Source organism: Streptococcus handemini (assembly GCF_040984445.1).
GTDB classification, from domain to species: domain Bacteria; phylum Bacillota; class Bacilli; order Lactobacillales; family Streptococcaceae; genus Streptococcus; species Streptococcus handemini.
Genome location: NZ_JBFRYH010000006.1, coordinates 1 through 25,200, shown reverse-complemented (window position 1 = coordinate 25,200; position 25,200 = coordinate 1). Strand labels below are relative to the sequence as shown.

Annotated in this window: 24 protein-coding genes, 1 pseudogene and 1 other annotated feature; of the genes and pseudogenes, 8 read left to right on the top strand and 17 right to left on the bottom strand. The window is 42.0% G+C overall.

The features are described from left to right. The first annotated feature begins 2 nt into the window (after positions 1-2). Entirely contained in the window at positions 3-1,163 is a 1,161-nt protein-coding gene (locus tag ABPH35_RS01655) for a hydroxymethylglutaryl-CoA synthase (RefSeq protein ID WP_349988103.1), read from the top strand. Positions 1,164-1,218: 55 nt separating this feature from the next. After that, on the top strand, positions 1,219-2,490 hold the full coding sequence (locus ABPH35_RS01650) for a hydroxymethylglutaryl-CoA reductase, degradative (protein WP_349988102.1): 1,272 nt from the start codon (positions 1,219-1,221) through the stop codon (positions 2,488-2,490). A 39-nt stretch (positions 2,491-2,529) separates the two neighbouring features. Here ABPH35_RS01650 and ABPH35_RS01645 read toward each other — a convergent pair whose 3' ends face one another. From ABPH35_RS01645 to xseA, 12 genes are all read right to left on the bottom strand, one after another. Beyond that, positions 2,530-2,991 (bottom strand): GNAT family N-acetyltransferase, encoded by a 462-nt coding sequence (locus tag ABPH35_RS01645; protein ID WP_349988101.1) that lies wholly within the window; start codon positions 2,989-2,991, stop codon positions 2,530-2,532. A 286-nt stretch (positions 2,992-3,277) separates the two neighbouring features. Further along, positions 3,278-3,553 carry an HU family DNA-binding protein gene (locus ABPH35_RS01640; RefSeq protein ID WP_067086181.1) on the bottom strand — a complete coding sequence of 92 codons (276 nt, stop codon included), beginning with the start codon at positions 3,551-3,553 and terminating at the stop codon, positions 3,278-3,280. Between the two features lie 93 nt (positions 3,554-3,646). After that, positions 3,647-4,246 carry a YpmS family protein gene (locus tag ABPH35_RS01635; RefSeq protein WP_349988100.1) on the bottom strand — a complete coding sequence of 200 codons (600 nt, stop codon included), beginning with the start codon at positions 4,244-4,246 and terminating at the stop codon, positions 3,647-3,649. Beyond that, positions 4,215-5,057 carry an SGNH/GDSL hydrolase family protein gene (locus tag ABPH35_RS01630; protein WP_349988099.1) on the bottom strand — a complete coding sequence of 281 codons (843 nt, stop codon included), beginning with the start codon at positions 5,055-5,057 and terminating at the stop codon, positions 4,215-4,217. Before ABPH35_RS01630 ends, ABPH35_RS01635 begins: the two co-directional genes overlap by 32 nt. Then, positions 5,050-5,883, bottom strand: a complete 834-nt coding sequence (locus ABPH35_RS01625) for a DegV family protein (protein WP_349988098.1) — start codon at positions 5,881-5,883, stop codon at positions 5,050-5,052. The genes ABPH35_RS01630 and ABPH35_RS01625 overlap by 8 nt, the downstream gene beginning before the upstream one ends. 124 nt (positions 5,884-6,007) lie before the next feature. Then, a complete protein-coding gene (locus ABPH35_RS01620; protein WP_349988097.1) occupies positions 6,008-6,739 on the bottom strand; it encodes a metallophosphoesterase in 732 nt (243 codons plus the stop codon). Between the two features lie 8 nt (positions 6,740-6,747). Next, positions 6,748-8,409, bottom strand: a complete 1,662-nt coding sequence (recN, locus tag ABPH35_RS01615; RefSeq protein WP_349988096.1) for a DNA repair protein RecN — start codon at positions 8,407-8,409, stop codon at positions 6,748-6,750. Between the two features lie 6 nt (positions 8,410-8,415). Further along, on the bottom strand, positions 8,416-8,847 hold the full coding sequence (locus tag ABPH35_RS01610) for an arginine repressor (RefSeq protein WP_349988095.1): 432 nt from the start codon (positions 8,845-8,847) through the stop codon (positions 8,416-8,418). Beyond that, positions 8,816-9,655 (bottom strand): TlyA family RNA methyltransferase, encoded by an 840-nt coding sequence (locus ABPH35_RS01605; RefSeq protein WP_349988094.1) that lies wholly within the window; start codon positions 9,653-9,655, stop codon positions 8,816-8,818. The genes ABPH35_RS01610 and ABPH35_RS01605 overlap by 32 nt, the downstream gene beginning before the upstream one ends. Beyond that, positions 9,648-10,523: a polyprenyl synthetase family protein gene (locus ABPH35_RS01600; RefSeq protein WP_349988093.1), complete on the bottom strand. Its 876-nt coding sequence runs from the start codon at positions 10,521-10,523 to the stop codon at positions 9,648-9,650. Before ABPH35_RS01600 ends, ABPH35_RS01605 begins: the two co-directional genes overlap by 8 nt. Further along, positions 10,520-10,732: an exodeoxyribonuclease VII small subunit gene (locus tag ABPH35_RS01595; protein ID WP_349988092.1), complete on the bottom strand. Its 213-nt coding sequence runs from the start codon at positions 10,730-10,732 to the stop codon at positions 10,520-10,522. The genes ABPH35_RS01600 and ABPH35_RS01595 overlap by 4 nt, the downstream gene beginning before the upstream one ends. Next, positions 10,710-12,050: an exodeoxyribonuclease VII large subunit gene (gene xseA, locus ABPH35_RS01590; protein ID WP_349988091.1), complete on the bottom strand. Its 1,341-nt coding sequence runs from the start codon at positions 12,048-12,050 to the stop codon at positions 10,710-10,712. Before xseA ends, ABPH35_RS01595 begins: the two co-directional genes overlap by 23 nt. Before the next feature lie 1,202 nt (positions 12,051-13,252). Between xseA and ABPH35_RS01585 the strand changes: the two genes are divergently transcribed. The 5 genes from ABPH35_RS01585 to pepC all read left to right on the top strand — a co-directional run bounded on the left by ABPH35_RS01585 (position 13,253) and on the right by pepC (position 19,570). Continuing rightward, entirely contained in the window at positions 13,253-14,695 is a 1,443-nt protein-coding gene (locus tag ABPH35_RS01585; protein WP_368849502.1) for an IS1182 family transposase, read from the top strand. Positions 14,696-14,757: 62 nt separating this feature from the next. Continuing rightward, positions 14,758-16,221: a nicotinate phosphoribosyltransferase gene (locus tag ABPH35_RS01580; RefSeq protein ID WP_349989431.1), complete on the top strand. Its 1,464-nt coding sequence runs from the start codon at positions 14,758-14,760 to the stop codon at positions 16,219-16,221. Beyond that, on the top strand, positions 16,218-17,042 hold the full coding sequence (nadE, locus tag ABPH35_RS01575) for an ammonia-dependent NAD(+) synthetase (protein ID WP_349989429.1): 825 nt from the start codon (positions 16,218-16,220) through the stop codon (positions 17,040-17,042). The genes ABPH35_RS01580 and nadE overlap by 4 nt, the downstream gene beginning before the upstream one ends. Before the next feature lie 82 nt (positions 17,043-17,124). After that, positions 17,125-17,928 carry a C39 family peptidase gene (locus tag ABPH35_RS01570; protein WP_349989428.1) on the top strand — a complete coding sequence of 268 codons (804 nt, stop codon included), beginning with the start codon at positions 17,125-17,127 and terminating at the stop codon, positions 17,926-17,928. A gap of 304 nt (positions 17,929-18,232) precedes the next feature. Next, positions 18,233-19,570: an aminopeptidase C gene (gene pepC, locus ABPH35_RS01565; protein ID WP_349989427.1), complete on the top strand. Its 1,338-nt coding sequence runs from the start codon at positions 18,233-18,235 to the stop codon at positions 19,568-19,570. A 116-nt stretch (positions 19,571-19,686) separates the two neighbouring features. Here the strand turns inward: pepC and murQ are convergent. From murQ to ABPH35_RS01540, 5 genes and pseudogenes are all read right to left on the bottom strand, one after another. Continuing rightward, a pseudogene (murQ, locus tag ABPH35_RS01560) lies at positions 19,687-20,598 on the bottom strand (N-acetylmuramic acid 6-phosphate etherase); the annotation flags it as partial. Positions 20,599-20,739: 141 nt separating this feature from the next. Then, a complete protein-coding gene (trpB, locus tag ABPH35_RS01555) occupies positions 20,740-21,918 on the bottom strand; it encodes a tryptophan synthase subunit beta (RefSeq protein WP_349989426.1) in 1,179 nt (392 codons plus the stop codon). Positions 21,919-22,099: 181 nt separating this feature from the next. Beyond that, positions 22,100-22,334 (bottom strand) — a binding site (T-box leader). 100 nt (positions 22,335-22,434) lie between these two features. Further along, positions 22,435-22,950, bottom strand: coding sequence for a VanZ family protein (locus tag ABPH35_RS01550; protein ID WP_349989425.1), 516 nt, complete (start codon positions 22,948-22,950; stop codon positions 22,435-22,437). Continuing rightward, positions 22,947-24,059, bottom strand: a complete 1,113-nt coding sequence (gene rlmN / locus ABPH35_RS01545; RefSeq protein WP_349989424.1) for a 23S rRNA (adenine(2503)-C(2))-methyltransferase RlmN — start codon at positions 24,057-24,059, stop codon at positions 22,947-22,949. The genes ABPH35_RS01550 and rlmN overlap by 4 nt, the downstream gene beginning before the upstream one ends. A 7-nt stretch (positions 24,060-24,066) precedes the next feature. Further along, complete coding sequence (locus ABPH35_RS01540; protein ID WP_349989423.1) at positions 24,067-24,633, bottom strand: YutD family protein; 567 nt, start codon at positions 24,631-24,633, stop codon at positions 24,067-24,069. Between the two features lie 212 nt (positions 24,634-24,845). Here ABPH35_RS01540 and ABPH35_RS01535 point away from each other — a divergent pair. Next, a partial coding sequence (locus ABPH35_RS01535; protein ID WP_349989422.1) for a helix-turn-helix domain-containing protein occupies positions 24,846-25,200 on the top strand: 355 nt, incomplete at its 3' end.

The following is a 25,200-nucleotide window of genomic DNA, read 5'->3' as shown; positions in this document are numbered from 1 at the left end:
GTATGAATATCGGTATTGATAAAATCGGTTTTGCAGCGCCTAGCTATGTCCTTGATTTAGCTGATTTAGCGCTTGCGCGACAAATCGATCCTAATAAATTTAAAATCGGATTGCTCCAAAGTGAAATGGCCGTAGCGCCTATTACCCAAGACATCGTGACCTTAGGAGCACAAGCTGCTGCCACTATCTTGACAGACGAAGATAAGGCAGCCATTGACATGGTTATTGTCGGTACAGAATCAAGTATTGACCAAAGTAAAGCTGCCGCTGTCTTTCTTCATCAACTTTTAGACATTCAACCCTTTGCTCGTTCTATCGAAATCAAAGAGGCTTGCTACGGAGCAACTGCGGGTCTTAGCCTAGCAAAAAGTCACATCGCCCAATTCCCACAATCGAAAGTTTTGGTCATCGCTAGTGATATTGCCAAATATGGTATTGCTTCAGGTGGTGAACCAACTCAGGGAGCAGGAGCTGTTGCCATGCTAGTCACCGCAGATCCAAGCATCATGATTCTCAACAATGACAATGTCTGTCAAACCCGTGACATCATGGATTTTTGGCGTCCGAATTATGATAAATATCCTCGAGTAGACGGGAAATTCTCAACGGAACAATACACCGATTGTTTAACCACTACCTTTGACTATTATGTTGAAAAAACTGGTAAGAGCTTGGCAGATTTTGCTGCTATGTGCTTGCACATTCCATTTTCAAAGCAAGGATTGAAAGGGCTACAAGCCATTTGTCAACAGGATGAAGAAACCCTCAATCGCCTCACTGATCGCTTCCATGAAGCAATTGTCTACAACAAAGTCGTAGGAAATATCTATACTGGATCTATTTTCTTATCCCTATTATCACTTTTGGAAAACAGCCAAGTCCTAAAAACAGGTGATTCTGTCCTCTTTTATAGCTATGGTAGTGGAGCTGTTTGTGAAATCTTCAGCGGAACTCTCGTCGAAGGCTATCGCGATCAACTATTGTCAGACCGTCTGGATCAGCTAAATGCTCGGAAACGCCTAAATGTTACAGAGTATGAAGCAATTTTCTTTGAAGAGATTGAGCTAGACGAAGGGGGAAATGCAATCGATTTGCCACTTGACGACACGCCATTTGCCCTTCAAAATATTGAGCAACACAAACGCATTTATCGTAAAAATTAGAGGAAAAGGCATCCTCTTGGCAGGGCCAAGAGGTGCTTTTTTATAAGGAGTTGACATGTCTCTTTTTTCAGGATTTTATAAAAAAACAAGGGAAGAACGAATTTCTATCACTACTGAAACGCGTCAGCTTTCCCAATCTAGCGAGGATATTCTCCTAGCAGATCAAAATCTTCCAGAATCCATTGCAGGAAAAATGGCCGAGAATCATCTTGGAACCTTTGCATTGCCTTTTTCAATTGTCCCTCAGCTAGTCGTAGACAAAATAGAATATAGTATTCCAATGGTAACTGAAGAGCCGTCTGTAGTGGCTGCTTGTTCTTTTGGAGCTAAAATCATTGCCAAGGCTGGTGGATTTAGCAGTCATATTTCCGAACGCCTAATGATTGGACAAGTTGCCCTCTACGATGTCCCAAATAAAACAGAAGCACAAGCCACTATCCTCGCCCAACAGGATCTCTTGCTCCAACAAGCCAACCAAGCTCATCCATCAATTGTCAAGAGAGGTGGAGGGGCTCGCCAGCTGACTGTTGAGCAAAAAGAGGATTTCCTCATTGCCTACCTTCATGTCGATGTTCAAGAAGCAATGGGGGCCAATATTCTCAACAATATGCTAGAGGCTATTAAAGAACCCTTAGCTGCATTAACACAAGGAAAAGCACTCATGGCTATCCTATCCAATTATGCGACAGAATCTATCGTAACAGCTAGTTGCCGCATTCCAATCAAGCAGCTTCATATTGAATCTCACACTGCCTTAGAAATTGCTCAAAGGATTGCCAAAGCCAGTCAACTGGCTCAAGCCGATTCTTATCGTGCAGCAACTCACAATAAAGGCATTTTCAACGGAATTGATGCCATCGTACTAGCTACTGGAAATGATTGGCGAGCTATTGAGGCAGGGGCTCATGCCTATGCTAGCCGACATGGTCAATACCGTGGTCTATCAACTTGGGAAATCATAGATGAAGATCTCGTCGGCACACTGACGATCCCACTTCCTATCGCAACAGTTGGTGGCTCTATCGGACTGAATCCAAAGGTTCAAGTTGCCTTTGACATCCTAGGTCAGCCAAATGCAAAAAGACTAGCAAGTATCATCGCTTCTGTTGGGCTCTGTCAAAACTTTGCTGCTCTACGTGCACTGGTGACGACCGGTATCCAACAAGGTCATATGAAACTCCATGCCAAGTCTCTTGCCATGCTAGCAGGGGCTCAGAACCACGAAATCGACCAAGTTGCCCTTCTCCTACGCCAAGCACCACATACCAATTTAGAAACTGCTCAAGCAATTTTAGAGACCATTCGAACAAAAGCAGAAAAGCCGTAGAAACTGACTTCTATGGCTTTTTATCTAGTAATTATAGTTCTACAAAATACTCTCCATGCGCACTTTCTGCGGAGTCATACCTAACCGCTGATAGAACATAACAGCCTCTTCGTTATCACTCCACACATCAAGTGTTACATTGTAACAGTTGTGTTCCTTAGCAAAGGCTAGCGCATAGTCATACAATTGCTGTCCAATTCTTTTCCCTCTCATTCCCTGCTTCACACACAAATCATCAATAAAAAGAGTCTTAACCGTTTGCAAAACAGAATGCTTTTTGCTTACTATTTTACAGAACAAATGACCAACCACCTCTCCTTCGACTTCATAGACAAAAATCGGTTGTTTGGGATTGATCAGTAGCTCCTCCAATTCCTGTGCAGAAAACTTTTGCCCCGTTGCTTTAAACAAATCAGGCCTCACCTCATGATGAACCGTAAGAATCTCTTGGAGTAAGGCTGTTAAGGCTGGAATATCTGTTAATTGTGCTTTGCGAATCATTGTTATCTTCTCTTATCATTTTTATTATGGTATAATTTGCTCGAATAGGCAATTCCTCAATAGCCTTTCACCCCTTCTCTATTCCTCCATCAATGCAAAAAAATAGAACTTGTAGCCTTTAAACATTTAAACTCTAAAAAGCCTACTGTACCACGTAGAAACGTTGATACAATAGGCTTTTTATCTAGCGTCATAAACATCTGTACTTTCTTAGGCTAGACCTGTGAAAGTCCTAGTTGTCTTGACAGGGGTGCAACGACGAAATCAAAGATTTCTGTTTTACCGCCTATTTAACAGCGTCTTTAAGAGCTTTACCAGCTTTGAATGCTGGAACTTTAGAAGCTGCGATTGTGATTTCTTTACCAGTTTGTGGGTTGCGACCTTTACGTGCTGCACGCTCACGAACTTCAAAGTTACCGAAACCAATCAATTGAACTTTTTCACCTGCTGCAAGGTAGTCAGCTACTGCTGCAAATACCGCATCAACAGCTGCTGCTGAATCTTTCTTTGTCAATGAAGTTGCTTCTGCAACTTTTGCAATCAAATCTTGTTTATTAGCCATTTTGCTAAGTCCTCCAATTAATTTTCTGAGTTATTACTCACCCTAATATAGTACCTAATTTTATCCATTTGGTCAAGCTTTTCGTACGATTTATTAGCTTTTTCTATAAATATCGAAAATGAGCTGATTGTTGTAAAAATCGATGGTATTGGCTTTTACATATAACTTCTGAGCGTTTTCAATTTCTGTTAGATGAATGATCACAGTCGCTTTCTTAGAATCAATCTCCACAAATCCTGGCAATTGTGACTGATTTTTAAGATAAGACAGAATTTCTTCCTTTGGTAAAGACAAGGTCCCAGCAGATATTTCGGATATTGTCAGGAGGATGCTACCGTCATTTAATTTATTTGGCTGAAAATAGATATACAGTGGAATGGTCAAGCCCCAAACCTTATAAGTTCCTTCAAACAAAAGAAATTGACTAGTGGCTGTTACTGTGTAAGAAAATGTATCTGTTTGATAATCCTTCAAATAAGTAGCTAGCACGGTATTTAGCTCTTCTTTATTGGTAGTAAAGGTGCCTATTTTCTGGTCTTGACTCGAAGCTGTTGGTGTAGCTAAGTGACTTGTTGCTTCTCGATTTGTTGTCACTCTCTCTGTTACAACTATTCCAAAAGCAAGTAGAGCAGATACCAAGAGAAGAAAAGCCCACTTCCACTTATTGATTTTTCCATTGTTTTTTTGTTTCACGAATAGCCTCCATAACTGCTTGATTCATGATTTCATACCCTGTATTATTGGGGTGAAAACGATCTTCTTCAGCGAGTAGATTGTTGACAACTTGACTGGATGAATTACTGGACTGGCTAATCCCTTTTTCTCCATCTAAGCCCTTGTAGAGCAACTCATTGATAGGAACAAAATAAACCGCTTCAAGAGATTCTACCGTGTCTTTCGTTGTCTGATTCCAATTATCCACAATCGTCTGCATTTCTGTCAAGTCTGGAAAATTGAGATAGAAAGGATTGTAAATACCAATGACGTAAATTGGTAAGTGGGGATTGTCAGCTCTTGCTTTATCAATAATCTTGACCAGACGTTTACTATAATCCTTTGCAGCCTCATCAAAAATAGCAATATCCAATTGTGTAATATGCTCTAAAATGGTTCTGCGCAGGTCATTTCCCCCAACCGTTAGAGTCATCACATTAGCCTTAGATAGGCTTTCTACGATTTCCTTTTCCTCCATCCGCTTTAGGATTTGTTGGCTCGTATTTCCAGAAACGCCGTAATTATCATAGGAAACTTGATAGTCGTATTGGTTTCCCAAACTCTGAGCCAGAAGTGGAACAAATCCCCCTTGACCAGTCTTATCTCCCACACCCTGCGTAAGAGAATCACCAAGTGCTACATAATGGAAAGCTGTTAATTCTCCTGATTTTCCCTGCACTTCTTCAAGCCGTGAGGTAGCTGATGGAATCAAAAACTGGAAGAAAAAGAGAAATCCCAGCAAGCTGAGAAAAAAGAATAATAAGTGATGTAAAACTGTTCGACTATTCATAGCGTACTAGAACGGCCCAGGCATCTTCTCCTGTATGAGTTTGAATAATGGATCCTGTTTCCAAGACAGAAATGTCTTCTGTCACAAAAGGCTGTAAGACCGCCTTCATCTCCTGAGCAAAATCAGGCGCTCCTGCGTAAGAAATACCAATTTCTGCTACCTTTTTCGTTTCCAAAGCCGCAGCCAAATCCCCCAACCATTTTTTGAAAGTCTTAGCCCCCCGCCCTTTTGTAATAGGATGTAGCTGATGATCTGTCATCTCCATAATCACACGAATATTGAGGAGTGAACTCAGTAAGCCTGTCACACGACCGATTCGACCACCCTTGACTAGATTTTCCAAGGTTGAAATCCCAATATAGAGTTCTGTTTTTTGATGCACTTCTTCTACCGCAGCAAGGATTTCTTCCTTACTTGCACCAGCTTGAGCCAAACGTGCCGCTGTCACTACTTGGAATTTAGCTGCTTGGTCAGTAAAACCAGAATCAATAACCGTTGCATCTACACCCGACAAGGTCGCTCCTTGACGAGCTGCTTCTACTGTTCCTGATAGGGCATGTGATAGGAGAATCGCAATAATTTGACTGCCATCTGCGGCTAACTTTGCAAAGGTTTCAGCAAAGACTCCTACCGGAGGTTGGCTTGTTTTAGGGAGGCTCTTACTATCTCGCATCAATTGGAGAAACTGACCTTCTTCTAAATCACTATCTGAATAAACAACACCGTCAACCATAACCGACAAGGGAACAATTGTAATGCCTAATTCTTCTACCAGTGCTGGTTCAATCGTTGTACTTGAATCTGTGACAATTTTGATCGTACTCATATCTCTTCCTATTCCTTTGAATCTATCGTTTCTATTATATCAAATTTTTCGATTTTGAGCTATCGGCAAAAGATAGAAAAAATGCCCCTAGTGGAACATTCTCTCAGTAGAAACACATCACTTTCTAATCATCATTAGCAACAAAACCGTCATTTGGGATGGCATAGTGCTGGGCAATTTGACCGTCAGTAAAGAGAATCCCATGCAAAACACCACCATAAACAGCACCACCATCCATGCCAAGCTTTCCATCAGCTGTCTGCCATAATTTGGAACTCTCCATAGGATCTCCTGTCAGATAAGTCGTCGGTGTATGACCAAAAACAATCCCTTTTCCTGTCTTATTTTCTGCTTCGTGAAAAGGTGCCCGAATCCAAACCTTTTGATAATCGGTCGTATCTTGCCAATTGTCCAAGGTCAAATCAAGCCCTGCATGGACAAAAATCAGCTGCTCTGTTTCAACATGAAAAGGCATTTGTCGAATAAAAGAAACCAAGTCGCTGGCTTCATTCCTGACCCGCTCGGCATCCAACACACCGTCTACTGGAGCGTCCAAGGGACGGCCTAAAATTGAGTTAATGGTCGTATCACCACCATTTCGTTTGTAATGATTATAACGTTCCTCTGGATTGTCTAACCAAGCAAGAAACATATATTCGTGATTCCCAGATAAGCAAATGGCGCCTTTGTTATCAACCAAATACTTGACATGTTCAAGTACCGCTCTGCTATTTTCCCCACGGTCAATTAGATCTCCTAAGAAAATCAGCTGGTCCTTTTCATTCCAATATTGGAGAAGGGATTCCAACATGCCCGCTTTTCCATGGACATCTCCGATGACAAAATAGTTAGACATCTTTCTTCCTAACCTTTCTTTAAGAGCTCTTTTGCCTGAGTGAGTGCAGCTTCTGTCACATTTTCGCCAGCCAGCATCTTTGCCACTTCCTCAATTCGCTCTTCAGTCGTCAAGAGACGGACACGGGACACCGTTGAGTGGTCATCGCTAATCTTTTCGATAAAGAACTGATAATCTGCAATGGCAATAACCTGCGGCAGGTGAGAAATGGCAAGAACTTGCCCATGACCGCCAATTTTATAAATTTTTTGAGCAATAGCTTGGGCGACACGACCAGACACCCCAGTGTCCACCTCGTCAAAAACGATACTAGTCTTGCCTTCCTTGCGTGAGAAAGCAGATTTAATGGCCAACATCAGGCGAGATAATTCTCCTCCACTAGCCACCTTGACCAAGGGTTTGAAATCTTCACCAGGGTTGGTTGAAATATAAAATTCAATCTGTTCATTTCCCTCACGACCAAATTTGGCCTTGCTAAAGCGGACCTGAAAATCGGCTTTCTCCATATAGAGGTCTTTCAACTCCTGTTTGATTTCTTGTTCCAAACCTTCTGCCAACAAATGGCGAGCAGTTGCTAACTCTCCAGCTAGGCGAATCAATTCTTTTTCACGCTTTTTCAACTCACTTTCAAGGTGTTCAGAGGAGACATCTGACCCTGTCAAGAGTTGGTATTCCTTGCTAATTTGCTCCAGATAGTCCAAGACATCATCAACCGTACCACCGTACTTGCGGCTAATGCTGTAGAGCAAATCCAACCGCCCCTCAACCTGCGTCAAGCGATTGCCATCAAAATCTAGTCCGTCAATAATCCCTTCCAAGCGCTTGGTGACATCTTCTAAGACATAGTAGGTTTCAGAAAGACTGCCAGCTAGTTCTTTATAATTCGGATCAAACTCCTCAATAGACTCCAAGTCATGCATGGCAGAACGAACATTTGTCAGACTGGAAAAATCCTCATTGTCTAACATCGCATAGGCATTTGCCAACGTATCTGCAATCTGCTTATGATTGAGCAACTTTTCCCGCTCTTTGCTTAGTTCCGCGTCCTCACCAGATCGAAGATCTGCTGCTTCTATCTCTGCTATCTGGTATTCTAGCATGTCAATGCGAGCTTTATTTTCCTCTTGATTCTTCTGAATGGTCAAAACTTGCTTACGCAAGGATTTATAAGCATCAAAAGCGGCCTTGTAATCCGCCTTCAATTGGAAGAAGGCATCGTTCCCAAATTCATCTAGCATGGCAATATGGTGTTGCGGGCGCATCAGTTCTTCTTGATCATGTTGACCATGAATATCCACTAAGTGCTGGCCAACAGCTTTTAAAACAGACAAATTCACCAGCTGGCCATTGATACGGCTGATACTGCGACCATTTTGCAAAATCTCACGCCGAATAATTAGCTCATCTGACACGTCTAATCCCTGTTCTTCCAAGAGCTCCTGTAGACTTCTACTCTGCTCAATCGAAAACAAGCCTTCAATCTCAGCCTTTGGCATCCCATGACGGATAACATCCGTCGTAGCTCTGCTTCCCAGCATCATATTCATGGCATCAATAATAATCGACTTTCCAGCCCCAGTTTCTCCTGTAAGGACTGTCATTCCTTGCTCAAAATTAAGGGAAATTTCCTCAATAATGGCAAAGTTTTTAATGGAAATTTCAAGTAACATGACAACCTACCAATTTTTTATTGTTTCTAAGACATCCTGTGCTTGATTTTTGTCTCGTAAGATGATTAAAATCGTATCATCATCTGCTAAAATGCTAAAAATAAGGTGGGAAAATGCTTCGACAATCTGATTTTTCACAAAGGCCGTACTTCCTGGCACTAGATTGAGAGTAATCATCTGCCCCATGCACTCTGAAGACAAGATATTATTCTCCGTTAGCTTCAGCCGACTAGACACAGATTTGGGCAACTCATAAATATAGGTGTTATCTTTTAAAGGAATTTTGACAATCCCTAATTCCTTAATATCTCGCGAAACCGTTGCCTGTGTAGCTCGAATTCCAGAATCTTTCAAATGTTCCACAATTTCTTCTTGAGTTCCAATTTCAAAATCCGTCACAAATTTTCTAATTTTCTCTAAGCGTTCTTTCTTTTTCATCCTTAAATTCCTTATGCGCTTGTTCTACAATAGTTTCAATCATGGAAGAAACATGATTGATGGCTGGACTTTCCTTTTTCAAATGGGCCAAAAATTCCACATTGCCATGACCACCTTGAATCGGTGAAAAATCAAGAGCTTTGACTGAAAAACCAGACTCTACTGCGAACTTTGTCACCTTGTCCAAGACCATGCGATGAACTGACTTGTCCTTGATAATCCCATTTTTACCAATCTGTTCTCGTCCTGCCTCGAATTGCGGTTTGATTAAAGCAACAACGTCACCCTCATCTGCTAGAATCATCGCCAAAGCTGGTAAAATTAAACTGAGTGAGATAAAGCTGACATCAATACTCGCAAACTGAGGCATCTTCTCAAAATCACTAGCGGTTGCATAACGGAAATTAAACTGTTCCATGCTAACAACTCGCTCATCTTGTCGGAGTTGCCAAGCCAATTGATTGGTTCCAACATCGACCGCATAGACCAAGCTAGCCCCACTTTGCAACATGACATCTGTAAATCCGCCAGTTGAAGCTCCGATGTCGAGGGTTGTTTTCCCAGCAACAGATAGAGCAAACACCTGCAAGGCCTTTTCTAATTTAAGTCCACCGCGGCTTACGTATTTCAATTTCTCACCTTTTAACTTTAGCTCGGTGCTGTCATCAATCTTTTCCCCTGGCTTATCATAGCGCTCGCCATTTGCAACAGAGATGACTAAGCCTGCCATGACACCGCGTTTGGCTTGCTCTCGTGTATCAAAAAGACCCTGTTTATAAGCCAATACATCTACTCTTTCCTTAGCCATGTAATCGTAAACTTTCTACTATCTTTCGAATCTTTTCTGCCTGAAAGGCGGTTTTCTTCTCCAAGTCTTGCAGGCATTCTTCTACCTTATTCAAACTCATCTCTAAGAAATCCTTTGCTTCTTCTAAACCAAGAAGGGCTGGATAGGTTGTTTTCTCTGCTACAAGATCTTTGTTAGGGGTTTTGCCCAGTTCTTCAAAACTAGCCGTCACATCTAAAATATCATCCCGCACCTGAAAAGCAAGCCCAAGCCATTCCCCTGTTTCTTGCAATAGAGTTTTTATCGAACCCTCAGCTTCAATCATCACTCCTGTAGCTACAAAGGGATAGGCGAGGAGTTTGCCTGTTTTATGGGCATGAATCGTTTTCAATTCCGAAAGGCTCAACTGCCGTTTTTCCCCTTCCATATCTAGCACCTGTCCGCCAACCATGCCAAAGGTCCCAGCAGCCTTAGACAAGGCCGCAATGAGTTCTATCCGAATCTGACTAGGCAGCTCTGCCATTGCTACCAAAGCATAGGAGTCCAAAAAGAGACTATCCCCAGCTAAAATGGCCATGTCTTCGCCAAATTTTTTATGGCTCGTCAAGCGCCCTCTGCGATAATCGTCATTATCCATAGCCGGTAAATCATCGTGAATCAGACTCCCTGTATGAATCATCTCAAGGGCAGCAGCCACCTGCATATGTGCTTGGGTCAGCCTAATCCCAAATCCTTCTAGCAACTCCAAGAGCAAAAGCGGACGTAGACGCTTGCCACCTGCCTGAATGGAGTAAAGAATGGTTTCTACTAACTGAGGGGCGACTGGCTTTGTAGCATAAAAGTCCAAGATAACCTGCTCAAGCCCTTTTAATTGTTCTACTTGCTTCATTCCATATCCGTTTCTGTTCCGTCTGCTTGCATGACCTTCACCAAGGTCTTTTCTGCTTGATGTAGCGTTTCTTGCAATTCTTTGGAGAGTTTCATCCCTTTTTGGAATTCAGCAATCGCATCTTCTAGTGCCACATCTCCACTTTCCAAACGTGTCACAATCTGCTCCAAATCTGCTAAGTTTTCCTCAAATTTCTTTTGTTTTGACATCCTTTACCTCAACTTCTAGGTGACCATCTCGTAGCTGGATCGTCACATTTTCCTCTTTTTTCACCTTATAGACACTATCAATGACTTGACCATTCTGCTCCAGCAACGCATATCCTCGTGCCACAATCCGACTGGTGTCCAGCAGTAACAGACTATTTGCCAAGCGCTTAACTTCTGCAACTTTCTGATCATAGATGACAGCAGTATTGCTCCGTAACAATCGTTTCTGCTGGGCTAATTTTTCCTGATAAAGAGCAATTTTCTGAGCTGGCGAGCAAGCAAGCAAACGTTGAGTCAACACTTGACTCTGTTTTTCCCCGCTATGTTTATATTCGAAAATCGATTGCCGCATGCGTAGTTGTAATTGATCTAACTTTTGTAAATAGGCATCATAAAGCCGTTCTGACTGCCGAAATATCACTGAGTGAACTAGTTTCTCTAACCGTTCACGATGATAGACCAGCCGATTTCCCATAGCTTTACTCAGCCGATTTTCCTGCTGTTTGAGATGAGATAGCAAGTCTAATTTGGTCACAGGTGTTGCCAACTCTGCTGCTGCTGTTGGGGTTGCTGCGCGCCTATCTGCTACAAAATCCGCCAAGGTTGTATCCGTTTCATGGCCCACACTTGAGATAATCGGAATCCGTGATTCGAAAATGGCTCGGACAACTTTTTCTTCATTAAAAGCCCACAAATCCTCAATAGAACCACCTCCACGCCCAATAATCAGCACATCAAGGTCTGCTCGCTCATTCGCCCTACGGATATTTTGTGCAATCTCTGTTGCAGCTCCGTCTCCCTGCACCTTTGTGGGATATAAGACTATCTCGCGACCGGGGAAACGCCGGCTAACCGTCGTAATAATATCTCGAATGACTGCCCCACTAGGACTGGTCACTACTCCAATTTTTCTTGCAAATTGCGGAATGATTTGCTTGCACTTGTCTTGAAAAAGCCCTTCGTCCCCCAATTTCTTTTTTAACTGCTCAAACTGAATGGCAAGAGCGCCAATTCCGTCTGGTTCAGCCTTCTCAATGATAATGGAGTAACTACCACTCGGCTCATACAACTGAACCCGTCCAATGACATTAATCTTCATGCCTTCTTCTAACTCAAAGCCTAGCGATTTATAAACACCTGCCCAAATAGTTGCCTGAATCACTGCCTTTTCATCCTTCAGCGAAAAATATTGATGACTCGGCCGCTTACGAAAATTAGACACCTGCCCAGTTAAATAAACCCGTTCCAAATACGGATCCCGATCAAACTTCAACTTTAAATACTTGGTCAACAACGACACCGACAAATAATCTGGCATAAAACTCCTTTCATTAAGATACAAAGGACGTAAAGAGCAAAGTAAAAATAGGAGATTGACAGTGTGTTCCATGAACACAAGGAAATCTATCTTTTTTACACAGCTCTTAGTCCGTGTTCAATTCACTAAGATATGAGCGTTTAAAGCACACAGTGAAAATAGGAAATCTGACAAAGAGTTAGCAAACTCTAGGAAGATTTATCTTTTTCACCCAGTGCTTAGCTCGAATTCAATTAAACAAGATATGAGAGCGTTTAAAGCACACAGTGAAAATAGGAAATCTGACGAAGAGTTAGAAAACTCTAGGAAGATTTATCTTTTTCACCCAGTGCTTAGCTCGAATTCAATTAAACAAGATATGAGAGCGTTTAAAGTACACAACATATCCATAGCTGTAAAACGAGTAAACTCGTAACAGCTGCGGCAAGATAGGAGATTGACGATGTGTTCCATGGACACAAAGATATCTATCTTTTTTACACAGTGCTTAAACTATAGTCAACATAACAAGATATACGTTCTTCTTGTATTTCCTGTTCTTTATTATATCAAAAAGGGCGCGAAAAGACTAGAATAGGAAATGTTACTTATGCCTTTAAAATGAATATAGACGACTATCAATTGCACAAAAACAACCAGCCGTCTTGACTGGTTGCTTTTCGGAGATTATGAAAAATATTTAGGATTGAAAATAGTATACCCCATATACGTCCTGTTGACATCCGTCTTAGGACTGATTTAAATAGCTCAATATACTGACATTTTGATATAGAGCTATTTGAAATATTGTCTCGCTAACAGGTCAGTCAATTTTTGTTAGCATTTTAGATTTGATAACATTTGGAAAACAATCCACTGGGCCTAACTTGCTCTCGCATTTCCTGACTGGGAAAAAACAGTCCACTGGACTTACCTCGCTCTCTCACTGCTAAACTCGGGAAAAAACAGTCCACTGGACTTACCTCGCTCTCTCACTGCTAAACTCGGGAAAAAACAGTCCACTGGACTTACCTCGCTCTCTCTGCTAAACTCGGGAAAAAACAGTCCACTGGACTTACCTCGCTCTCTCTGCTAAACTCGGGAAAAAACAGTCCACTGGACTGTTCAGATTGAAGACAAAGTCCATAGAATTCATTTTCTAAGGGCTTTTCTTTATAAATAGGAGTATAATGAAAGTATCTCATATGAGGAGGATAAGAGCTATGCTTCATAAAGAACAACCAGAATATAACCGTAAGCAGTATGGCTTCTATACGCTTGACCAGCTCGTCCCAGAAGATCATTTCCTACGCCAAGTGGATGAGTTGATTGACTTTGATTTCATTTATGACTTGGTTGAAGATATCTACTCTTCTGATAATGGACGTCCAAGTTTAGACCCGATTATGCTCATCAAGATTCCTCTTATCCAATGTTTCTATGGAATTCGCTCCATGCGTCAAACGATGAAAGAGATCGAGGTGAATACCGCTTATCGTTGGTTCCTTGGGTTGACTTTGGAAGATAAGGTGCCTCATTTCACAACCTATGGCAAGAATTACAGTCGGCGTTTCCAAGACAAGCAGGTCATTTCTGCGATTTTTAATCGGGTATTGAGCCAAGCTCTAATGTCTGGTTTAGTTGACCCCAGTGAGATTTTCGTGGATGGCACTCATATTAAAGCAGCTGCGAACAATCACAAGTACCGTAAGGAAATAGTTGAGCAACAGGCCAAGTTTATGAGTGAGCAACTAGCATTAGAGATTGATGAGGACAGGAAGAAACACGCAAAAAAGTCGTTAAAGCCCGTCATAAAAAGCGAGGGTAAGGAAAAGAAAATGTCAACGACTGACCCAGAGAGTGGCTGGTTTCACAAGGGCGAACATAAGGAAGTGTTTGCCTATTCTGCTCAGGTGGCTTGTGACAAGCATGGTTGGGCTTTAGCTTATAGTATTGAGGCTGGCAATGTCCATGACAACCAGGCCTTTCCTGTACTCTTTGCCAAACTTGAACCGTTTACCCCACAATTTCTAATCGCTGACTCAGGTTATAAAACACCCAGTATAGCTAAATTTCTTTTAGACAAGAATATCACGCCTGTTTTTCCTTATACCAGACCAAGAGGGATTCAGGGAAAACTTCGTCCAAAAGATTTTGTTTACGATGAACACTTTGACTGTTACCTTTGCCCTGAAAATCAGGTCTTGGCCTACCGTACTACCACACGAGAAGGGTACCGGGAGTACAAGAGTGATCCTAAGATTTGCGCAGCTTGTCCACTATTATCAGTCTGCACCGAAAGTAGAAACCATCAAAAGGTTATCACACGGCACATTTGGAAAGATTATCTAGAAATTTGCGAAGAGATCAGACATCAAAGAGGGATGAAGGAACTTTATCAGAAACGCAAAGAAACGATAGAGCGACTTTTTGGTACAGCTAAGGAATATCACAATTTACGTTATACAAGAGAAAAAGGGAAGTCCAAAATGGAGGATAAAGTTGGGCTGACTTTGGCGTGCTTAAATCTCAAAAAACTGGTCAAACTGATGGCGGGAAGGCCTTTTTATTTTGCCCTAAACCACTCTACTAGACTATTTTTTTTCAAAATAAAACAGAAAACAAAAAGACAAACCAGACTCTCGACTAGTTTGTCTTCGGTCTAAACAGTCCACTGGACTGTTTTTTTATGCTATACTATTAGTAACAGGAGGAGAATAAGATGAACATTTATTCTGATGATAGTTTAACGCTACATACCGATTTATATCAAATCAATATGGCTCAGGTGTATTTTGAGCAGGGGATTCATGAAAAGCATGCGGTGTTTGAGGTTTATTTTAGAAAGTTACCTTTCCATAATGGGTATGCGGTGTTTGCTGGTTTGGAGCGGGTTGTGCGCTATCTGTCAAATCTTTCATTTACCCAGACTGACCTTGACTACCTGCGTGATCAAGGCTATCCAGAAGAGTTTCTAACGTATTTAGATCAATTACGTCTTTCTCTGACCGTTCGTTCTGCTAAGGAGGGAGATTTGGTCTTTGCCAATGAGCCTATCATGCAAATTGAGGGACCACTTGCTCAATGCCAATTAGTTGAAACAGCCATTTTAAATATCGTCAATTACCAAACCTTGATTGCAACCAAGGCAAGACGAATCAAGGCGATTTTGGAAGATGAGCCACTTCTTGAATTCGGTACACGCCGCGCTCAAGAAATGGATGCAGCCATCTGGGGGACGCGCGCAGCCTATATCGGTGGCGCTGGTGCCACTTCCAATGTACGTGCTGGAAAAATCTTCGGTATTCCAGTAGCTGGAACCCATGCTCATGCTCTCGTCCAAACCTACGGTAACGATTACGATGCCTTTAAGGCCTATGCTTCAACCCATAAAAATTGTGTCTTCTTAGTTGACACCTATGACACCTTGCGTCTCGGTGTTCCTGCTGCCATTCGGGTTGCCAAGGAATTTGGAGATAAGATTAACTTCCTCGGTGTTCGTATTGACTCAGGTGATATGGCCTACATTTCTAAAAAAGTCCGTCAACAGCTTGATGATGCTGGCTATACAGATGCTAAAATCTATGCCTCCAACGATCTTGATGAAAATACCATTTTGAACCTAAAAATGCAAAAGGCTAAAATTGATGTCTGGGGTGTCGGCACAAAACTGATTACTGCCTATGATCAGCCAGCTCTCGGCGCTGTTTATAAGATTGTTTCCATTGAAGATGAAAATGGAAATATGCGCGATACCATCAAACTCTCTTCCAACGTAGAAAAAGTATCCACGCCAGGGAAAAAACAAGTCTGGCGGATTACGAGTCGTGAAAAAGGCAAGACCGAAGGTGACTACATCACTTTTGCGGATACCGATGTGACTGAAATGCAGTCGATTCACATGTTCCACCCGACCTACACCTATATCAATAAAACGGTGACTGATTTTGAAGCCGTTCCTCTCTTGGTGGATATTTTTGATAAGGGTAAACTCGTCTACGAATTACCAAGTCTACCAGATATTCAAGCCTATGCTAATACGCAATTCGATCAACTCTGGGACGAATACAAACGCATGCTCAATCCACAAGATTATCCAGTTGATTTGGCGCAAGATGTCTGGGATCACAAGATGAATTTGATTCAGCAAGTGCGCAACCAAACTCAGTTGAGCCAAAAGGAGAATAAATGAGCCTACAAGAAACGATTATCAAGCAACTAGGTGTTAAACCAACCATCAATCCACAAGAAGAAGTCCGCAAGTCGATTGATTTTTTAAAAGATTACCTTAAAGAACATCCCTTTTTAAAGAGCTATGTTTTAGGGATTTCTGGTGGTCAAGATTCGACCTTGGCAGGCCGTCTGGCGCAACTAGCAATTGAGGAAATGCGGGCTGAAACAGGCGACGAAACCTACCAATTCATCGCAGTCCGTCTCCCATACGGCATTCAAGCAGATGAAGACGACGCCCAAGCAGCACTTTCCTTTATCAAACCCGACATGAGCCTAGTGGTGAATATAAAAGAAAGTGTTGACGCTATGACAAGAGCTGTTCAAGCGACTGGAAGTAGCGTATCTGACTTTAATAAAGGAAATATCAAAGCCCGCAGTCGCATGATTGCCCAGTATGCTCTTGCAGGGAATTATCAGGGAGCAGTGATTGGAACAGATCATGCCGCCGAAAATATCACTGGTTTCTTCACTAAATTTGGTGATGGTGGGGCAGATATTCTACCACTTTTCCGTCTCAATAAGCGCCAAGGAAAAGCCCTCTTAGCAGAATTAGGAGCTGATCGAGCGCTCTACGAAAAAATTCCAATAGCGGATTTAGAAGAGGAAAGACCTGGCTTAACAGATGAGGTAGCTCTCGGTGTAACCTATGATAAGATTGATGACTACCTAGAGGGAAAATCAATTGATGCCGAAGCCCAAGCTATTATTGAGAATTGGTGGAAGAAAACAGAGCACAAACGTCATCTTCCCATTACTATTTTTGATGACTTTTGGAAGTAAGCTAAGACAAGTGATATCGTTTATTGATATCGCTTTCTTTTTGTGTTATGATAGAATAAACCATTTTATAGGAGGATTTACTATGAAGAAACATTATTCTCTGCTACTGTTTTTACTGGTATCAAGCCTTTTCCTAGTAGCCTGTCAAACAACCACATCTGACAGCAAGTCGACCAGTCAACACTCTTCAGCAATTTCAACTTCTTCGAATTCTCCACGCTCTTCCAGCCAATCGAGAACCACATCTACTAGTTCAACCTCCTTAAACGAAGAAACAACACAACAGGAAAAAGAAGGAAGTAACTCTCCTCAATCTGAACCTACCATTGCCCAAAAACACATTCTACCAGTCACGCCACAGATTCAACAAGTTTCAAACTATTGCGCTCCAACAACTGTTAGTATGATATTATCCTCCCGCGGGATACAAGTTGACCAGTTCCAATTAGCTATAGAAATGGAAACCGCCGAACCGTTCGAAACGCATAACCGAGATGCAATTCGAATTCTCAATCGACACCTATTTGGATACGAAGCTCCTACCGAAAAACAGGCAGGATATCGCTTAGAAACAGTAACTAACGCTTCTAGTGATTCTGAGGATATGAAAAAATTCAAAGACCGAGTACGAACAAATATAAAAGATGGGTACCCTTTGTACTATACCTTTGATTGTTCTAAAGTCTATCCTGGAAAACAAGGAGAACACAATGTCATCGGTATCGGCTACTTAGAGACCGCCGATGGTCAAGATATTTCTTTGTTATACTATCTTGATCCTTCTCCAAATGTCCAAGATGCCATATATGGAGGACTTAAGGTCATCACTCCTGAAGAACTCTTATCCGCGATGCTCTCCTGCGAGGAACCAAACTATGGGTGGTAGTCAAACACTACGTCAATCTGTTTTTACTAAATCTAAGAACCTGTATTCACAGCTCAGCAACTCTAATCGGGAGCTTATGAATACAGGTTTTAATAAGAGAAGTCAGATTTTTCCTTCGGTTTCTCTTATTTTGTTATTATATAGGATTATACGTCTCAGCTACTATTAGCACGGACTGGACAAACCAAGGACTAAAGATAGTAAAACACAACTGAATCTCCTTCTTTTTTCTTACTCTTTTGGTCTATACTTGAAGATTTTCCAAAAAGGTCTATAATAGGTTTTAATAGAAAAGGAGAATCTTATGAACTCATTACATCAATCATTAACCGATCGATTTTTTGCTGATTATGAAGCCAATCAGCACTTCGCAGCCATGGAAAATGCAGTAACCCACAATGGTATCTATGCTTCTCTAGAAAAACGTGGTAGCAGTGTAGAAAATAGCCCTGTTTTTTCCATTGACTTAACCAAAGACAAGGTCAGCAACCAGAAGGCTTCTGGGCGCTGCTGGATGTTTGCTGCGCTCAATACCTTCCGCCACAAGATGATTGCTGGTTTCCAATTGGAAAATTTTGAACTCTCACAAGCCCACACCTTCTTTTGGGATAAATATGAAAAATCCAACTGGTTTTTGGAGCAAATTCTAGCGACAGCTGATCAAGAATTAACCAGCCGCAAGGTCAAATTTCTCTTGGATGTTCCTCAACAAGACGGTGGTCAATGGGATATGGTCGTATCTCTCTTTGAAAAATACGGTGTTGTGCCAAAATCTGTCTATCCAGAGTCCATCTCTTCCAGTAACAGCCGTGAACTCAATGCGGTACTCAATAAATTGCTCCGCCAAGATGCACAAATCCTGCGTAACTTGGTCGAAAAAGGTGAAAGTCTTGAAATCATTCAAGCTAAAAAAGAAGGACTCTTACAAGAAATCTTTAACTTCCTTGCCATGTCGCTTGGCTTACCACCTCGTACCTTTGACTTTGCTTATCGCGACAAAGACAGCAACTACCATAGCGAAACAGGCTTAACCCCGCAGGAATTTTACAAAAAATACGTAGATATTCAGCTAGACGACTACGTATCCATCATCAATGCACCAACTGCTGACAAACCTTATGGTAAGTCTTATACCGTTGAAATGCTCGGAAATGTGGTAGGTAGCCGACCTGTTCGCTATCTTAATGTTGAAATGGATCGCTTGAAATCTCTTGCCATTGCTCAAATGCAGGCAGGTGAAACCGTCTGGTTTGGTTCTGATGTCGGTCAATCAAGCAATCGTAAGACAGGTGTCATGGCAAATGGCATGTATGATTTTGCTTCTAGTATGAAAATTGACCTCCACCAAGACAAGGCTGGCCGTCTGGATTACAGTGAAAGCCTAATGACTCACGCAATGGTTTTAACAGGTGTCGATCTTGACGAAAATGGCCAATCCCTTAAATGGAAGGTTGAAAATTCATGGGGAGATAAGGTTGGCGATAAGGGATATTTTGTCGCAAGCGATAGCTGGATGGACGAATATACCTATCAAATCGTTGTTCGCAAAGACTTTCTGACCGAAGAAGAACTCGCAGCCTACAAGGCAGAACCAATTGTCCTTGCACCATGGGATCCAATGGGAGCACTGGCTAGCAAATAAGCGATCGTAAATACTACAAAAACGTATAGGGAGTGAGTTAAACTCTTCAAATAATAAAAACGCATAGAATCAATGACTATTCTCATTGACTTTATGCGTTTTTTATCTATTTTGAGCTACTTTTTATCTCCTAGTGCTCGAATGGCAAGAACAATATTATCTTGATAGTCTTCCAGCAAACTTTCTGCTGCAGCTAGACTGAATTCCCCCAACTGCATGAGAATAGCTTTTTTCACTTGCTGTTTTGATTGAGCAAACACTTGTTCTGCTTCTTCCTCGCTGCAAGCTGTTGTTTGTTGGATAATGCGCTTTGCTCGTCCAATCAGTTTGGCATTGGTTGGTTGAACATCAACCATATAGCCCTTATAGACTTTTCCTAGCTGAATCATAGTAGCTGTTGAAATCATATTTAAGATTAATTTCTGAGCCGTTCCAGCCTTCATCCGACTCGATCCAGCAACCACTTCTGGACCAACCAACACTTCTATTGCAACATCTGCAAGGGCTGATAAGGCTGCTCCTTGGACACAGGAAATCGAAGCCGTCTTAGCACCGATTTTCTTCGCATAAGCAAGTCCTGAAAGAACAAACGGTGTCCGTCCTGAAGCTGCTAACCCAATGACGATGTCCTTAGCACTTAACTGATGTTCCTGTAAATCTTCCTCCGCAGCAAGTTGATTATCTTCTGCCCCCTCTTGAGCAGCTAGAATCGCTGGTGTTCCTCCTGCAATCAGCCCCTGTACAAGTTCAGTAGAAACGCCATAGGTCGGAGGGCATTCAGAAGCATCTAAAATTCCTAATCGCCCTGATGTTCCTGCCCCCATATAAAAAATCCTTCCCTGGTTGCGCACGCATGTAACAGCTTGCTCTATCACAAGATTGACCTGTGGTAGTACCTGCGCAACTGCTTGGGCAACTGTCTGATCCTCTCTATTGATATAGGCAGTTAATTCCGCAATACTCATCTCTTCTATGGCTGCAGAGGCCGGATTGATTTGTTCGGTAGGCAACTCATGAATGTCCATCGGTACCCTCCTATTTTCCTAAATATTTCTTTTATTATACACCTTTCCCTAGCAGATAGGGGATATAAAAACAAGGAGAGAAACCATCTTAGCTGACCTCTCTCCTTTTAGTACTATTTTGTTATACCAAACGATTCAATACGCCTATTCTTTTTCTTCCAAATAATCGGCAATTGCTGCGACATCCTTGTCTCCTCGACCTGAGAGATTGACAACGATAATCTTGTCCTTATCTAATTTCGGAGCCCGTTTAATGGCTTCAGCAAGGGCATGTGAACTTTCAATAGCCGGTAAAATTCCTTCTGTTCGGCTAAGAGTTAGAAGAGCATTAACTGCTTCATCATCAGTTGCCGCGACATATTCCACTCGACCACTCTCTTTAAAGAAGGCATGCTCTGGACCAACTCCTGGGTAATCTAACCCTGCTGAAATAGAGTAAACAGGTGCTACACCGCCTTGCTCATCGAATAAGGCAATCGTCTTCATTCCATCGACCACACCAACTGTTCCCTTGGTCATGGTTGCCGCATGTAAACTTGTATCAACACCTTTTCCAGCTGCTTCGACACCTACTAGGCCAACCGATTCATCTGCCACATATTGTGAAAAGGCTCCAATCGCATTTGAACCGCCACCAACACAGGCCATCACGTAGTCTGGTAAGCGACCTTCTTTTTCCAAAATCTGGCGGCGTGACTCGACACTAATGATTTTTTGGAATTCATGCACAATCGTTGGATAAGGGTGCGGTCCTACTGCAGATCCTAGTACATAGAAGGCTTCCAAATCTGCCATCCATGCTCCAAAGGCTGCATCAACAGCTTCTTTTAAGGTTTGGGTTCCTGCTGTTACTGGGTGTACCCTAGCCCCCATCATTTCCATCCGAAAGACATTGAGGCGTTGGCGCTTGACATCCTCAGCCCCCATATAAATATCGCATCCCATGCCAAAGCGAGCTGCTACGGCTGCTGTTGCAACACCATGTTGACCCGCTCCTGTCTCTGCAATGACACGAGTTTTGCCCATGCGTTTTGCCAATAAAATCTGGCCGAGGACATTATTGAGCTTATGTGATCCTAAATGGTTCAAATCTTCCCGCTTCAAATAAATTTTTGCTCCACCCAAACTCTCTGTGAGAGATTCCGCAAAATAAAGTGGTGTTTCACGACCGGCATAGTCTTTTAAATAGGCATGGTATTCTGCCAAAAATGTTGGATCTTCACGATAGGTTTCAAATGTTGTTTCTAATTCATCTAGCAAGGCTTGAATTGCCTCCGGTACAAAGCTACCACCAAATTGTCCAAAATATCCTTTTTCTGCCATTTTTCTTCCTCTTTCTACTTTTTTGTTACAGTATACTCTGATTTATACCAACTCTATATTCTACAGACGCCATCGTTTCTTCATGATATAATCCCTCCCGATAGAGACTGGAACAAAAGTCCCCGACCTCATGATTTTTGTCCCACTCCCATACAAAAAGCCCCCGCATACAAAAACTGTATGCGAGGGCGTCAATGACACGGTGCCACCTCACTTATGGAAGTGTCTAGAATCCTTCCATATCTCCATCTCCTCTAACAAGGAGTTGCACGGTAAGGGGTGCCAACCGAATTCTCATTGTTTTGAATTCATCGTTATCCTCAGCCCATTTCATAAATGTCCGCTGCTTGTTCACAATTACCACAAGCTCCCTGAAAACTTCTCATTTATTACTTTTTCTGATTCATACTCTGCAAAAAGCAACCTCTGACTTCGTCAGCTCCTAATTTTCATTGAGTATAGGCATTATTATAGAATTTCTTTTTTTGTTTGTCAACCCTCTTTTTGGCAAAAAGCCTATTTTTTTGCAAAGGCTTTCTTCCACAGACGGTAAGTCAGATAGGCTAGTAGACCCCCTAGGCTATTGGTCCACAAATCATCTATTTCAAAGACACGACCCACATCAAAGAGGAGATCCAACAAAAGCTGGGTACACTCGATGAACAAGCTAATCAAAAAGCTATAGCAGATGACCGCTCGAAAGCTCTGCCATTTCTTAAACAGAAAAACAAGAGCTAAGACAAGGGGATAGAGCAGAAAAATATTGGTCAAATTTTGCAGCAGAACCAGCCACCAATCAGCTAGGCTATCCAACTTATCTGCATTTATAAAACTGTTAAAGGGAATTGGCAAAATATAGAGTCGTCCAATTTGCACAACCCCTGGCGTTGAAAACATCTTGTACTGGGGATAGATATGTTGCGGTAGGAAACACAGACAACAGATAGCTAGTACGTAGAGTCTGGCCAAAAATACGGCTACCTTGCGCCCTAACCTAGTCAATTCTCCATCACTTTGGAATAGGTGGCTCATGCCTGAATGCCTGCCTTTGCCTTAGCTGCAGCAATGCGGGCACGGGCTGATTCACGATCCTTTTTCATCGTATTGGAACGTAATTGTCCACAGGCTGCATCAATGTCCGTACCATGCTCTTGACGAACAACACAATTGACGCCATTTTTCTTGAGACGATCATAAAAAGCAGCTACTCTTTCAGGCGTAGACCGACTATATTGGTCGTGCTCGCTGACAGGATTATAGGGAATCAGATTGACATAGGACAGCTTGCGAATATTTTTAGTCAAATCAGCCAATTCCTGAGCCTGCTCCACACCATCATTGACTTCATTCAACATGATGTATTCAAATGTTACACGCCGATTAGTTGTCTCGATATAATCTTCAATCGCTTCAAATAAGACTTCAATCGGAAACTTACGGTTAATCCGCATGATACTGGAGCGAATGTCATTATTGGGTGCGTGAAGCGAAACAGCTAAATTGACCTGCACTCCTTCACGGGCAAACTCTCGAATTTTTAGTGCCAATCCAGATGTCGAAACCGTAATATGACGAGCTCCGATTGCCATTCCCTTATCATCATTCACCGTCCGTAAGAAGGTAAGGACATTGTCATAATTATCGAATGGTTCACCAATCCCCATCACAACAATGTGGCTGACGCGTTCTCCCTGATTGCGGTCATCAAAATATTTCTGAACCAGCATAATCTGCGCCATAATTTCGCCACTTGTCAAATCGCGCTGCTTACGAATCAAACCAGAAGCACAGAAGGTACAGCCAATATTACAGCCAACCTGGGTCGTCACACAGACAGATAGCCCATAGTGTTGGCGCATTAAAACAGTCTCAATCAACATACCATCAGGTAATTCAAACAGGTACTTGACTGTTCCATCTTTTGATTCTTGTACAATCCGCTGCTTGAGCGGATTCACAACAAATTGCTCATTGAGCTTTGTTATCAGCTCCTTAGACAGATTGGTCATTTCTTCAAAGGTCTGGACACGTTTACGATACAGCCATTCCCAAATCTGCGTAGCACGGAATTTCTTTTCATCCTGTGCTAAAATCCAGTCTGTCAAATCAGTACGGCTAAGGCTATAAATTGATTGTTTCATACATCTCCTATTTTTGGCGAATCACAAAGCCACGTTTGGCTTCTTGTTGTTCACCATGATTCTTTTTCTTACTTTGCTTCTTACTACGTTCGATCTTCTGCTGCTTTTGTGAACGTGTTCCATTCTTCTCATTTTTTTCTTTGACGGCAAATGAGCGTTGAGACTTGCGATTGTTCCGACTACGGCGCTTGCGATTTGGACGTTCTTCTATTTCGACAACTGGTTCCTGCGGTTGGGCATTACCTAAAACAAAATAGGCGCAGCCAAAATTACAAAATTCTGTCAAATAATCATCTAGTCGACTGATTTTTACATCCGATTTTACAGGCTTATCGTCCTTGTAAAAGCCTTTCAAGCGAAGCTGTTCATTCCCCCAATCGCCCACAATGTAATCAAATTTCAACATAATAGGGGAAAACCGCTGACCAAAAGCTGTCTGATCAAAGGCTTCACGGTAGTCTTCCAAGAGGTCTAATTCAATGCTTTCTGCAACAACCTTATCCCCAACACGTGCAAAACTAGGACCAGGAAATTTATTATAATTATACAATTCTGGTGCAATTTCTTTTTTCATAACGCCTCCTTTTCTCTTTCTGATTCTACCTAACCTTACTATTATACCATGATTGTAGGGATTTTTGATAGGCTAGTAGCAAATAAGAGAAATTTCAGAACATTCTCATATTCTGAAAGTTCTAAAATGAAATTAGCCACTTGAAGGTATGAAAAAACATCTCAGAGAGATATAATTGTAATCACCACAACAACAATTAGAAAGATTCTGAGATGCAAAACTATTATACACCAAAGAGAAAACATTTAACACTAGCTGAGCGCCGATTGATTGAAAAGTGGAAAAAAGAAAACAAAAGTAACCGTCAAGTGGCGAATCTACTGGGTAAAGCGCCACAAACCATCAACAACGAGATCAAGCGTGGCACGGTTCTCCAGCAAGTTAGGAAAGGTAAGTTTGCGAAGCGTTACTCTGCAGACTATGCCCAACAAGCTTACAACAAAGCGCGTCAAAACTCTTGTCGTAAAGCAAAGATTGACAAGGAGACAAAGGAAAAAATCCTCCACTATATGAAGCTGAAATTTTCTCCCGAGATGATGGTGAAGGCTAAGGGAGTGAAAGCGCCAA